At 63.1% G+C, this 13031-nt stretch carries 13 protein-coding genes and 1 tRNA gene; 2 read left to right on the top strand and 12 right to left on the bottom strand.

Translation table 11 applies throughout. The features are described from left to right. Nucleotides 1-48: 48 nt before the first annotated feature. The 12 genes from queD to def all read right to left on the bottom strand — a co-directional run bounded on the left by queD (nt 49) and on the right by def (nt 11026). Nucleotides 49-492 carry a 6-carboxytetrahydropterin synthase QueD gene (gene queD / locus BPHY_RS00225; protein ID WP_085965088.1) on the bottom strand — a complete coding sequence of 148 codons (444 nt, stop codon included), beginning with the start codon at nt 490-492 and terminating at the stop codon, nt 49-51. A 9-nt stretch (nt 493-501) separates the two neighbouring features. Further along, nucleotides 502-1134: a 7-carboxy-7-deazaguanine synthase gene (gene queE / locus BPHY_RS00220; protein ID WP_012399470.1), complete on the bottom strand. Its 633-nt coding sequence runs from the start codon at nt 1132-1134 to the stop codon at nt 502-504. 69 nt (nt 1135-1203) lie between these two features. Next, nucleotides 1204-1935, bottom strand: a complete 732-nt coding sequence (gene queC / locus BPHY_RS00215) for a 7-cyano-7-deazaguanine synthase QueC (RefSeq protein ID WP_012399469.1) — start codon at nt 1933-1935, stop codon at nt 1204-1206. A gap of 377 nt (nt 1936-2312) precedes the next feature. Continuing rightward, nucleotides 2313-2388 (bottom strand) — tRNA-Phe (locus BPHY_RS00210). An 86-nt stretch (nt 2389-2474) separates the two neighbouring features. Then, nucleotides 2475-3164 carry a response regulator transcription factor EsaR gene (gene esaR, locus BPHY_RS00205; protein ID WP_012399468.1) on the bottom strand — a complete coding sequence of 230 codons (690 nt, stop codon included), beginning with the start codon at nt 3162-3164 and terminating at the stop codon, nt 2475-2477. Continuing rightward, entirely contained in the window at nt 3165-5588 is a 2424-nt protein-coding gene (locus BPHY_RS00200) for a sensor histidine kinase (protein ID WP_041763186.1), read from the bottom strand. Then, complete coding sequence (locus BPHY_RS00195) at nt 5578-6168, bottom strand: DUF4390 domain-containing protein (protein WP_012399466.1); 591 nt, start codon at nt 6166-6168, stop codon at nt 5578-5580. The genes BPHY_RS00200 and BPHY_RS00195 overlap by 11 nt, the downstream gene beginning before the upstream one ends. Beyond that, nucleotides 6165-7589, bottom strand: coding sequence for a 16S rRNA (cytosine(967)-C(5))-methyltransferase RsmB (gene rsmB / locus BPHY_RS00190; RefSeq protein WP_041763655.1), 1425 nt, complete (start codon nt 7587-7589; stop codon nt 6165-6167). The genes BPHY_RS00195 and rsmB overlap by 4 nt, the downstream gene beginning before the upstream one ends. A gap of 219 nt (nt 7590-7808) precedes the next feature. Further along, on the bottom strand, nt 7809-8666 hold the full coding sequence (htpX, locus tag BPHY_RS00185; RefSeq protein WP_012399464.1) for a zinc metalloprotease HtpX: 858 nt from the start codon (nt 8664-8666) through the stop codon (nt 7809-7811). Between the two features lie 103 nt (nt 8667-8769). After that, entirely contained in the window at nt 8770-9414 is a 645-nt protein-coding gene (locus BPHY_RS00180) for a LysE family translocator (RefSeq protein ID WP_012399463.1), read from the bottom strand. 99 nt (nt 9415-9513) lie between these two features. Further along, complete coding sequence (gene fmt, locus BPHY_RS00175; RefSeq protein ID WP_012399462.1) at nt 9514-10497, bottom strand: methionyl-tRNA formyltransferase; 984 nt, start codon at nt 10495-10497, stop codon at nt 9514-9516. Between the two features lie 25 nt (nt 10498-10522). Further along, a complete protein-coding gene (gene def / locus BPHY_RS00170; protein WP_012399461.1) occupies nt 10523-11026 on the bottom strand; it encodes a peptide deformylase in 504 nt (167 codons plus the stop codon). Between the two features lie 255 nt (nt 11027-11281). Between def and dprA the strand changes: the two genes are divergently transcribed. Next, nucleotides 11282-12451: a DNA-processing protein DprA gene (gene dprA / locus BPHY_RS00165; RefSeq protein WP_012399460.1), complete on the top strand. Its 1170-nt coding sequence runs from the start codon at nt 11282-11284 to the stop codon at nt 12449-12451. Nucleotides 12452-12505: 54 nt separating this feature from the next. Continuing rightward, on the top strand, nt 12506-12883 hold the full coding sequence (locus BPHY_RS00160; RefSeq protein ID WP_012399459.1) for a thioredoxin family protein: 378 nt from the start codon (nt 12506-12508) through the stop codon (nt 12881-12883). The last annotated feature ends 148 nt before the right edge of the window (nt 12884-13031 follow it).

The following is a 13031-nucleotide window of genomic DNA, read 5'->3' as shown; positions in this document are numbered from 1 at the left end:
CTCGCTCCGTGTGGTTATCGAAACGATCATACCGTGACAATAACCCGTTTAGTCGCGCACGACGTCGGCCCAGCAATTCGGCGTCTCGTACAGACGCAGCTTATGCAGCCTCAGGTTCACGCCATAGTGCGCGTCGTAGACGTTCGCGAGAATGTCGAACGCGACAGCGGCGAGATTTTCGACAGTTGGAATGCGATCGAGCACGACCGTCTTGTGGCCGGCCATCGTTTCGAGAAAGCCGCGCACTTGCGTATCGCCTTCGTAGACGAGAAACGCGTGGTCCCACTTGTCAACGAGATGTTCGTTCGCGAGCGCTTTCACGTCGGCGAAATCCATCACCATGCCGCGATCCGGCGCGCCTTCCGTTTCGACCAGATCGCCTTGCAGCGTGATTTCGAGCACGTAGCGGTGACCGTGCAGATTCCGGCACTGGCTGCGGTGATCGGGAATGCGGTGGCCCGCGTCGAATTCGAGTTTTCGGGTAATCGTCAGCACGGCAAATCAGGGAATGTTCAGGTACTTGTGAGTCTGCATCGACAGGCGCCATTGCGGATGGCGCTTGCACCAGTCGATCGCGAGCTTCGTGTTGATGTCCCGCGACGGCCCGTCCATCGGCTGGACGAGGAAATAGTCGAACTCGAGCTTCGCATAGTCGGCAAGGCGCTGGTTGTCCTGCGGGACGACCACTTTCAGTTCGTTGCCCTTGGTCTGCACGAGCGGCGCGCCGGCCTTCGGGCTCACGCAAATCCAGTCGATCGTATCGAGCACGGGAAGCGAGCCATTCGTTTCGATAGCAATTTCAAAACCTTGAGCGTGCAACGCGTCGACCAGCGGCTGATCGATCTGCAGCATCGGCTCCCCGCCCGTGCACACGACGAAACGCTGATCCTCGCCTTCCGGCCACAACGATGCGATCTTCGCCGCCAGTTCTTCTGGCGTGCGGAATTTGCCGCCGTTTTCGCCGTCCGTGCCGACGAAGTCGGTGTCGCAGAACTTGCACACCGCGTCAGCGCGATCTTCCTCGCGGCCGGACCACAGGTTGCATCCGGCGAACCGGCAGAAAACGGCCGGACGTCCGGCGTTAGCGCCCTCGCCCTGCAACGTATAGAAGATTTCCTTGACCGCGTACGTCATGCTGCTTTCTGCCCGATGCTCCGTGAAGCGCTGTTGATGTGTGTGCTCTTCGCCTTGCGTGGTGAAGCTTCAGGCCGGCTCCGTGACCTGCTCGCCGCTCAGATACGCCTCATAACCACGCTTGCGCAAGCGGCATGCAGGACACTCGCCGCAACCAAAGCCCCACGCATGCAGTTCCGCGCGCTCGCCGAGATAGCACGTGTGCGTCTCGACGCGAATCAACTCGACCAGTTCGTCGCCGCCCAACTCATGCGCGAGGCGCCAGGTGTCGGCCTTGTCGATCCACATCAGCGGCGTTTCCAGCACAAAGCGGCTGTCCATGCCGAGATTCAGCGCGACTTGCAGCGCCTTCATCGTGTCGTCGCGGCAATCCGGGTAGCCGGAAAAATCCGTCTCGCACATGCCGCCGACCAGCACCCGCAGCCCGCGCCGATACGCAATCGCCGCCGCAATCGTCATGAACATCAGATTGCGGCCGGGCACGAACGTGTTCGGCAGACCGTTCGACGCCGCGTGAATCTCGATTTCGCGCGTCATTGCGGTTTCGCTGATCGAGCCGAGCACGGAGAGATCGATCATGTGATCGTCGCCGAGCCGCTCGCCCCACTCCGGGAAGGTGCGCGCCACTGCGCTGCGAAAGCCTTCGCGGCACTCGAGTTCGACGCGATGCCGCTGGCCGTAGTCGAAACCCAGGGTTTCGACCGTCTCATATCGATCCAGCGCCCAAGCGAGACATGTGGCCGAATCCTGGCCGCCGGAAAACAGCACCAGGGCGCTACTCTTCGCGTCTTTGCGGGTCACCGTGAAACTCCGTGTAGGTTGATTGCGTGCGCCAGCCGCCCGTCGCCGCGGCTTCCAGGCCATGCCGAACGTTGCGGCATGGGCATGGCGCCGACGCTGGCTCAAGCAGTATAGGCGGCGCCTCTCGCGCGCCAAGCTGGCTTGGCTTATACCGCTGATCGTCCGCCAGAGAGTTCCACGCTAAGCAATACCTCGGACCTGAAACGAAAAAGGACTTGCGAAGAACATATGGCAAGTCCTTGATACAGCGCGATTTTATCATGCAGAGCCTAGCCCCGCTCGCGGCCGCCGCACCGCCCTTGCCACGCAGCGAGCCGGCATATTGTCCGCACATAGGAAAAGCCCCAGGAATCTTGCGATTTCCTGGGGCTGAATCCTGGTGGCCTGGGGCGGAATCGAACCACCGACACGCGGATTTTCAATCCGCTGCTCTACCAACTGAGCTACCGGGCCAACGAAGAAGCGAGAGTATAGCAAGCAGTTTTGCGTTCCTCAAGCCCTTCGCGAAAAAAACTTCAATGACGTTCATTCACCCGGCGTCACTCGCCCTTGTTCTTGCCGAGATCGACGCCGAGCTGCTTGAGCTTGCGATACAGGTGAGTCCGTTCGAGCCCCGTCTTCTCCGCGACGCGCGTCATGCTGCCGTTCTCGCGCGCGAGGTGATATTCGAAGTAGGCGCGCTCGAATGCGTCGCGCGCATCGCGCAGCGGGATGTCGAACGAAATCGACGCTGTCTGCGCGGACAGCATGCCGCCGCCCAGACTATCCGCGGACATCATCGGCAGCGCCGCCGCCGACGCGACTGCGGACGCGTTCGCCGCCATCGGGGGCTTGGCTGCCATGCCGCCCGCCGCGGGTGCCGCGCTGCCGCGTGCGAGCCCCTGCTCGACGGCCTTCAGCAGCTTCTGAAGCGCGATCGGCTTTTCGAGGAAGTTGAGCGCACCGATCTTCGTTGCTTCAACAGCCGTATCGATGGTCGCGTGGCCCGACATCATGATAACGGGCATCGTCAACGTGCCTTGTGCCGCCCACTCTTTGAGCAAGGTGACGCCATCGGTATCGGGCATCCAGATGTCGAGCAACACCAGATCGGGTGCCAGGCGTTGCCGGTAATCGCGCGCCTCCTGCGCGTTCTCCGCGACCTCCACGACATGCCCTTCGTCGCTCAGGATCTCCGAGAGCAATTCCCGGATGCCCATTTCATCATCTACCACCAGGATGGTTGCCATTTAAGCTGCCCTTGTCTGCACTGTTGCTTTTGTCTTTCCCTGCGACGTGCCGCTGCTGTCATGCGCCGCCTGCGGCCCGCTTCCGGGCGCCGCAGCCTTGTCGTCTGCGAGTTGAAGAAAGAGTATAGAAATCTGCGCACCTTCGATCACATCGCCCGCTTTTAGACGATTGCGAATGTCGATTCGCGCGCCGTGTTCATCGACGATCTTCTTGACCATGGCGAGTCCGAGACCTGTACCTTTGGCCTTGGTCGTCACGTAAGGTTCGAACGCGCGAGTGAGGATGCGCGCGGGGAAGCCCGGACCGTTGTCCGACACGGTCAATCGCACCGCGACGCTCACTTTGCCGTCTGCGTCGGGATCGCCATATTCTACTGTCCTCGTCTCGAGCAACACACGCGGGTGCTGGACATCGGCCACGGCATCCTGTGCGTTCTGCAGCAGGTTATGGATCACCTGACGCAATTGCGTCGCGTCACCTCGTATAACGGGCAAGTCCGCCATTTCGACGACAATCGCGCTCTTGCCTTCTTCGATCCCATACAGCGTCAGCACTTCGCTGACGAGTTCGTTCAGCTGCAGATTCGCGAGCACGGCCGGCGGCGTGCGTGCATAGTCGCGAAAGTCGTCGACCATCTGCTTCATCGCGGCGACCTGATTCACGATTGTAGTGGCACCGCGTTTCAACACTTCGGCATCCGACGGCATGAGCTTGTCGGCGAGCTTCATCTGCAGACGCTCGGCGGAAAGCTGGATCGGCGTGAGCGGATTCTTGATCTCGTGCGCGAGACGCCGCGCGACTTCGCCCCATGCAATGGAACGCTGAGCAGAAATGACGTCGGAGATATCGTCGAACACGACGACATAGCCAGACGTCTCTTCGTCGTCGCTATCGTTGCCTGCCGCGGACACGAGCCGCGCGCCGCGCGCGAGCAGCGTCAGCGGATCGGCTTCGCCCGGCACCTGGAGCGCCATCTGCTGCTGCCAGTGCCCGGTGTCGCCCTGATCGTTGCCGCCTGCTGCTTCGAGGTCCGCAAAAGCCTTGCGCACCATCGGGCCAAATTCGCTCAACACGCCGATGCGATCCAGCGGAGAACCGAGCAGCGACACGAACGGCTGACGGAAGATGCGTTCGGCACCGCGATTCGCGGTGGTGAGACGGAACTGCCGGTCGAACACGAACACGCCTGCTGTCAGATTCGCCAGAATGCTTTCGAGATACGACTTCGAATGTTCGAGCGCGATGCGGTTCGCCTCGACAGCGAGGCGCGCTTCCGACAACTGGCGCGTCATTGCGTTGAACGACTGCGTGAGGAAGCCGAGTTCGTCGCGCGACTTGATCTCACGCTTCGGCGTGTAATCGCCCTCCGTCACTTCCTTGGTGCCCTGAGCGAGCAGGAACAGCGGCCGCGCAAGTTGATTGCCGAGCGCGAGCGCGAGCATCATGGCGATGAAGGTGGCGAGGAACAGCGCGAGCGTCAGCGTGCCGATGTACATCTTGCGCAAGCCCGTGCGTCCGATCGCTTTCTCCTGATACTCGCGATACGCGCGCTGCACTGCATCCGCGTTGCGCGCCAGCGATTGCGACACGGGCTGCGTGAGCTGCAGGAAGCGCTCGGTCGGTTGTAGCTGCGACGCGTTGGCGTCGGGAATGCGCTGCACGATGCGCAGCCGCAAAGCACCCTTCGCGCCGCGTGCTTTCGGATCGCCATCCACTTCGCCTTCGATCGAGGCGAAGCCGCGTCCGCGCGCCTGCTCGATCATGATCGACGTGGGCAAGTCGCCCGGCACGAGCGACGCGTAATTACTGGTCGCCTGCGCGACGACGTGCATGTCGGGTGTAGCGCCCGAAATACTGCGCGACGGCTCGACGATCGTCGCGTCCTGCACACCGAACTGGTCGCGCAGACGCAAGAGCGTGAGCGTCGTGCCCGCGGAATCGGCGCTCGCGAGCTGTTCGGCCATCAGACGGCCCTTGGTTTGCAGATCCGACAGCGACGCGTCGAGCATCCCGCGTCCGAGATTCAGGCCCGACGTGAGCGCCGTTTCGACATTCACATCGAACCAGGATTCAATACTGCGCGACACGAACTGATACGACACGATGTAGATGATGCCGCCCGGCACCACGCCGACGAGCGCGAAGAAGAACGCGAGCTTCGCGAGCAGCCGCGTCCCGAACTTGCCCTTGCGCAATCGCGTGACGATAATCACCACCAGCACCGCGACTATCAGCATGAAGATCAGCGCGACCGCGACGTTGGCGGCATAGAGCCAGCCGTAGTAGCGATCGAAGAACTCGGTGTTCGCGCTCGCGGCCGCGAGCAGCACGAGCAGCAGGACAGCTGTGACGGCCACCGTCGATACGAGCAGCCTGACGACGAGACTGCCGGCGCTGGTGGCCCGGCGCACTTTATTTAGCACGTTCGGTCACCGTAAAGGTAAAACGCTTCCAGTCGGAAGCAAGATTCCAGTCGCGGTTGTTGACCGCATCGATCTGGAAGGGCTTGGGCATCAATGCGATATCGAGCTGCATGCGCACCGACGCGTTGTACGTTTCTCCCACATGGACCTGATTGCGATCGATCACATGCCACGACGTGACGTGCTTGATCACGGCGAGCGCCTCGTTCAATGAAGCGAAGCCAAGCTGCAGACCGCCCGTCGACACACGGTATTCGCGCGTGAGCGGCTGAAACGAGAGTCGAATGCTTTGCGATACGCTCACCGGCTGTTCATCGAACCAATACCAGCGCGGCCGGCTCAGCTCGAAGTCCGTTGTGAAGTAAAGCGGTATGCCTTTGTTGACGGCGTCTTCGAGGTTGCTGTTCAGCTCGAACTCGAAACGCGCGTCGAGGCTCCAGCCGCTGCCGTCGGATTGCAGGGACGCGCGTTGCACGGCGATCGATTCGGCTCGCGCCGGCCCGGCTGCCGTCAGCCAGAAGGCCAGCGCAATCCAGAGCGCCGCCGCGAGCCGTAGCGGAAGAAAGCGTTTGATGATCACCGTTTCTGAAAGCGCGCGTAGAAGAATCCGTCGTGGTCTAAACTCGAACCAGTGCTTTGTCCGGCGCGGGAACCAGCCGATACGTCGGCGGGCGCGCGGGCGACTGCAGGGAGCAGTTGCCCCGGCGCGTCCAATCGTACCGCATCCGCGTGCCGGTTTCCAAACCACTGGGCCTGCAACTCGCCTTCTTCCGGAAAGATCGAGCACGTAACGTACAGCAACTCGCCGCCCGGTTTGACGAGCGTCCAGAGCGCTTCGAGGATGCGGCGCTGTTCCTCGACGAGCACGGGAATATCCGAGGCGCGGCGCAGCCAGCGAATGTCCGGATGACGGCGCACGATGCCCGAAGCCGAACACGGCACATCGGCGAGGATGCGGTCGAACGGCGCATCGGCGGCATCGTGCCATTGCTCGGGACTGCCCGCATCGCCGACGCGCACGTGCGCGCTCAATCCAAGGCGCTGCAGGTTTTCGCCGATCCGGCGCGCGCGCGTCGCGTCGCTTTCTAGCGCGATCAGATCGATATCCGCGAGTTCAAGAAGATGACCCGTCTTGCCACCGGGCGCGGCACACGCGTCCAGCACCCGCATGCCGTCGCGCACACCCAGCCATTGCGCGGCGAGTTGCGCGCCCGCGTCCTGAACCGAGGCGACGCCTTCGTTGAAACCGGGAATGCGATCGACGGGCATCGGTGTTTCGAGTCGCACGGCTTGGTCGCCCGCTTGCGTCGCAGAAATCTGATGCTCACGCAACGTTTGCAGATAAGCATCGACGGTCGCGCGCCGCGCGTTCACCCGCAGCGTTAGCGGACCTTGATTGTTGCCTGCCGTGAGGATGTCTTGCCATGCGTCGGGCCATGCGTTGCGAACGGCGTCGATCCACCAGACGGGATAATTCCAGTGAGCGACGGCATCCTTCTGCGCGTCGCCGAGCAAGGTCTCGCGTTCGCGCAGGAAATTGCGCAGCACCGCGTTCGTCAGGCCTTTCGCGAAGGACGACTCGCGCCGCGCGCCGATTGCGTTCACGGCCTGATCGACCACCGTGAAGGGCGTGTACGCCGCGTTGCTCGCTTCGTCGACCAGCAACGCAAGCGCACACGCGAGCACATGCGCGACGTGCGGCGGCGGCGCCTTGCGCACCAGCTTCGCGACGAGCCATTCTGCCGTGCCTAGCCGGCGCATCGTACGGTATGCGATGTCCTGCACGGCCCCGCGCGACGCCGTCGCGACACCCTCCGGCAACGACACGAAGATTGAATGCAAGGCTGCGGGCAACGCAGCGCCCTGACGCACCGCGCCGACGGCCTGCGCGGCGCAGTCGAGCGCGAAACCGAGCGATTCCGGTGCGAGATGCAGCATCGACAGATGAGTGTCCCGCGAACGCGGTGATGCGGCAGGACGCTGAGAAGGCTTTCGGGTCATGAACGGGCAGAGAACGGTGCGCACCAAGTGTCGCGCAAACGCCACATTGTAGCGTGCCGCGCAGCACGGCCCGGCCACCCCGTGCGGATAACCCACGCATTTTCGAGAATTGCTCCGCGCGCTGAAAACGGCAAAGATCGCGTTGTACGACAAAAAGGGGCGAGTCATGCTCGCCCCTTTTCAAATTGCAGCCGAAGCTCCAGCTACCGTTGATCGCGCCTATTCGAAGCGCCCCGTACGCGCCATTTCCATCAGACGGGCGATGCGCTCCTCGGTGGACGGGTGCGTCGAGAACAGGTTCGCGATGCCGCCGCCCGCGAGTGGATTCATGATCATCATCTGCGCGGTGGCCGGATGCGCCTCGGCCGTCGGGAACGGAATGCCGTTCGCGTAGCGGTGAATCTTGTCCAGCGCCGACGCGAGCGCCTGCGGATCGCCCGAGATCTGCGCGCCGCCGCGGTCCGCTTCGAATTCACGTGCGCGCGAGATCGCCATCTGGATCAGCGCGCCCGCAATCGGCGCCAGCAGCGCGACCGCGATGCCCGCGATCGGATTTGCGGGACGGCCATTCTCGTCGCGACCGCCGAAGAACATCGCGAAGTTCGCGAGCGCCGAGATCGCGCCCGCCATCGTGGCCGAGATCGTCGAGATCAGGATGTCGCGGTGCTTCACGTGCGAGAGCTCGTGCGCCATCACACCGCGCATTTCGCGCTCGGACAGCACGCGCAGAATGCCTGTCGTCGCCGCGACTGCCGCGTGTTCGGGGTTCCGTCCCGTCGCAAACGCATTCGGCTGGTCTTCGTCGATCAGGTACACGCGGGGCATAGGCAAATTGGCACGCGTGGCCAGGTCGCGAATCATCCGATAGAACTGCGGCGCACTCGTTTCGTCGACCTCCTGCGCGTTGTACATGCGCAGAACCATCTTGTCCGAGAACCAGTAGGAGAAAAAATTCATCCCGAGCGCGATGAGCAGCGCGAACATCATGCCGCTCCGGCCGCCAATCATGCCGCCGATTACGATAAAGAGGGCCGTAATCGCGGCCATCAGCATCGCGGTTTTCACCCAGTTGAACATATCCAAGACTCCTTGCCCGCCACGCGGTCCCGATTGGTGCCGCGTATCCGCGGCGAATGATTGTAAGCGAACTGTTAGATATGGACGAACGGGAAAAATTCAATCACCGCGTTGCCGTGGCGAGCCTGACGCCGAGCCCGACGAACGCACTGCCTACCGTGCGGTCGACCCACTTCTTGACGCCCGGGTTGCCGGAAAACCGGCGCGTGACGCTGCCCGCGATCCATGCGACGAAGCTGTTCCACGCCATGCTCATCACGACGAACACGACGCCGAGCGTCAGGAACGCGACCGTCTTATTGCCGCTGCCGGCCGATACGAACTGCGGAAAGAACGACACGAAGAACAGCACGACTTTGGGATTCAACACGTTGGTCCAGAAGCCTTGCAGAAAAAGCTGTCGCAGTGACCTGGGCGCGCCGGCGCAAGCGCGCGCTTCGCCGGCGGCCTGGCCCGACTCCGGCTTCGTCAGGATGAGACGCACGCCGAGATAAACCAGATACATCGCGCCGACGAACTTGATGACGGTAAAAGCCGTCGCCGATGCTGCCAGCAGCGCGGTCAACCCGAACGCGCACGCGAGCGAGTGAACGCAGCATCCGGCCGAGATGCCCAGAGCCGACATTAGCCCCGCGCCGCGTCCCTGTGCGACGCTACGGCCGACAATGTAAGCGGTATCGGGTCCCGGCGTGACGTTGAGCAAAAAGACTGCGACGACGAAAAACCCGAAATGTGTGATGCCGAACATGGAGTCCTCTTCAGGCAAGTTGCACCGAAGATTTTAACGCGCCGCGCGAGCGCGGCGCGCCCCGGCCGAACGGCATATGGTGCAACGCGAAGGCTGACTTTATTGTGGCTGTGCGAGTTCGAAGCGCTGGCCCGCCGCGAGCGTCGAGCCGGCGAGAAAATCGCGCACCGGCAGGCGCTTGCCGCCCGGCTTCTGGAGTTGCGTGATGCGCAATGCGCCATCGCCGCATGCCACGACAACGCCTTCGGGCGACACCTCCACAATCGTGCCGGGTTCTGCCTTGCACGAAGCGTCGACTGCGGCAGCGGACCAGAGCTTGAGCACCGCGCCGTCGAGCGTCGCGGCGCCGCCGGGGAACGGGTCGAACGCGCGAACCTGACGGGCCAGTTCCGCCGCGGGGCGTCGCCAGTCGAGCGCCGCTTCGTGCTTGGCGATTTTCTCGGCGTAGGTCGCGCCTGCGGCCGGCTGCGGGATCGACGCCAGCTTGCCGCTGCGTTCCAGTTCGACTAGCGCGTCGACTATCAGCTTTGCGCCCGCTTCGGCAAGCCGGTCGTGCAGCGTCGCAGTGGTGTCTGTGCCGGCGATCGCGGTGCGGACCTCGGAAATCATCGCGCCCGTATCGAGGCCGGCGTCCATCTGCATCAGCGTGATGCCTGTTTCGGCGTCGCCTGCTTCGATTGCACGGTGGATCGGCGCCGCGCCCCGCCAGCGCGGCAGCAGCGACGCGTGAATATTGATGCAGCCGTGCGGCGCAATGTCGAGCACTTCCTGCGGCAACAACAGCCCGTAGGCGGCAACGACCATGACGTCGTGCGGTGTCGCCCGCAGCTGCTCGATGGCGGCAGTGGCTTGCGCTGGATACTTGCCGTTACGGCGCAGCGAAGGCGGCTGCGCCACTTCGATGCCGTGCTCTTGCGCGTAACGCTTGACGGGGCTGGCCTGCAGCTTCATGCCGCGTCCCGCCGGGCGGTCCGGCTGGGTGAGCACCAGCGGCACCGGGAAGCCCGCTTCGTGAATGGCGGCCAACGCGGCGGCGGCGAACTCCGGCGTACCGGCAAAAATGACGCGCAAGGTGTGACTCATAGGCTGATGGCTATTCTAAAGCGCATCACATTGCGTGCGCGAGCTTCTTCATCTTGCTCTTGATGCGCGTCTGCTTGAGCGGCGACAGATATTCGACGAACACCTTGCCCATCAGGTGATCCATTTCGTGCTGGATGCAAACGGCGAGCAGCCCTTCGCAATCCAGTTCGAAGGTTTCCCCTTTCTCGTTCATCGCACGCACACGCACCTTCTCGGCCCGCTCGACGTTGTCGTAAATACCCGGCACCGACAGGCAGCCTTCTTCGTGGATCTTCCGCTCGTCGCTCGACCAGAGAATTTCCGGATTGATGAACGCGCGCAGTTCCTCGTGCGTGTCGGACACGTCGATCACGATCACGCGCTCGTGCACGTCGACCTGCGTCGCCGCCAGACCCACGCCGGGCGCGGCGTACATCGTCTCGGCCATGTCGGCGACGAGCTTGCGAATACGGTCATCGACCTTCTCGACCGGTTTCGCAACCTTGTGCAGCCGCTTGTCCGGGTAATTGAGGATGTTGAGTAAAGCCATAGTCCTGAAGTTGATTGGGTCGCCGACGCTGTTCAACAAGTGGCGCGACTGGCCATTCGGCCAGCTTGTTCGCCAGTCGCGACACGCACAGGATAGATAGTGGCCGAACCGCGTTGATTCAACGCCTGTTCTGCGCTCATGCACATGTCGCCGGGCGCGCGCAAACGCGGCGCAGCTTGGGTTTCGGTTATTTCAGATGATGAAAATTCTAGCATGGCGACCGAAAGGCCGGTGCCGTGCTTAAGGACGCTAGCCATGCAGACGCTTCCCCTGACAGACACAGAACTCGCCGCATGGTTGCGGCTCGCCGCGGCACCCGGCTTGAACCCTGCCGCCCTGCGCCGCCTGCTCGTGGCCTTCGGTCTACCCGAAGCCGTGCTGTCACAGACCTTCGCCGCGATCGCTGAGGCCACCGACCAAGCCACTGCCCAGGCCGCACTGGCGCCGCCGTCTGCGGACTTCGCCGCCCAATTCGACGCCGTGCGCGCCTGGCGCGCGCTGCCGGGCAATGCGCTCGTCACGCTCGACGATCCAGCCTATCCGCCTTCCTTGCTGACCATGCCCGATCCACCGCCGCTGCTATATGTGAAAGGCCGGATGGAACTGCTGCAGGCGCCCAGTGTCGCGGTAGTCGGCAGCCGCAGCGCGACGCCGCAGGGAATCGAAGATGCGTCGCGGTTCGCACGTGCCTTGTCGGACGCGGGGATGACGGTGGTATCGGGCCTCGCTGCAGGCGTCGACGGCGCGGCGCATCGCGGTGCGCTCCAGGGTCGCGGCAGCACCGTCGCGGTGATCGGCACGGGCGCGGATATCGTGTATCCGGCTTCCCACCATGCGCTCGCTCACCAGATTGCCAATCACGGCGCGATCCTGTCGGAATGGCCGCTCGGCACGCCCGCCCGATCCGCAAACTTTCCGCAGCGCAATCGACTGATCGCGGGGATCGTGCGCGGCGTGCTGATCGTCGAGGCAGCGATGCGCTCGGGTTCGCTGATCACGGCGCGGCTCGCCAATGAAATGGGCCGCGATGTGTTTGCGATCCCAGGTTCCATCCACGCACCGCTGGCGCGCGGCTGTCACCGCATGATCAAGCAGGGTGCAAAGCTCGTCGAGACGCCGGAAGACATCCTCGAAGACCTCGGGTTCCCCGTGCCGCAGACAGAATCAGTGCCCCGGCGATGCGCCAGTCCGCAGACGCATTCCGGCGACATCGACTCGCGGCGGGAGAACGGGCCCGATTTGCCCGACGATGCCAGACGCCTGCTCGACGCGCTCGGTCATTCGCCCACCACGCTTGAAATCCTGGCCGAACGCACCGACATGGACGACACACTGCTGCAAAGCACGCTGCTGCGGCTAGAACTGGCTGGCGAGTTGTGTGCGCTGCCCGGCGGCCGGTATGTTCGAGCAGTGCACAGCGCCTGACGCGACGTGCTACATTCGCGCCAAATAACCCATGTAATGCCGAAGGAACCCGCCATGCCCGCGCTGAATCTGGACACCGACTCGAAACGGATCGCCGAGCGCGTCAGCGATCGCGATACGCTGTTCGTGGCGTGCCTGTGTGCGGAGTGGTGCGGAACCTGCCGCGAGTACCGGGCCGCGTTCGATGCGCTGGCAGACAGGCATCCCGACGTCTGCTTTGCGTGGATCGATATCGAGTCCCACGCGGACCGCTTCGACGATCTGGACGTTGAGAACTTCCCGACCATTCTTATAGAAGACGGTATCACCACTCGCTTCTTCGGAACGGTTTTGCCGCAAGCGTCGATTGTCGAGCGAATGCTGGTCGATCTGACGGCAGTGCCCGGCATCAAAGGGGCGCCGAAAATGCGGCCAGCTTTGCTCGAAGCCTGAGCCGCCCCGGACCGTACGTTCGCTTCCGCCCCATTCCAGGGTATTCCCGACAGCGGCGGCACGGCGTTTGCAAAAAAGCGTCGGGGTTGCGGAAAAGCGAGCTAAATCAGCTACGAAACCGCCTTCGAACCCGCTCGTCACACGCTTG

This window comes from Paraburkholderia phymatum STM815 (assembly GCF_000020045.1).
Taxonomy (GTDB): domain Bacteria; phylum Pseudomonadota; class Gammaproteobacteria; order Burkholderiales; family Burkholderiaceae; genus Paraburkholderia; species Paraburkholderia phymatum.
The sequence above is the reverse complement of the archived record's forward strand: the minus strand, read 5'-3'. Positions and strand labels throughout refer to the sequence as shown.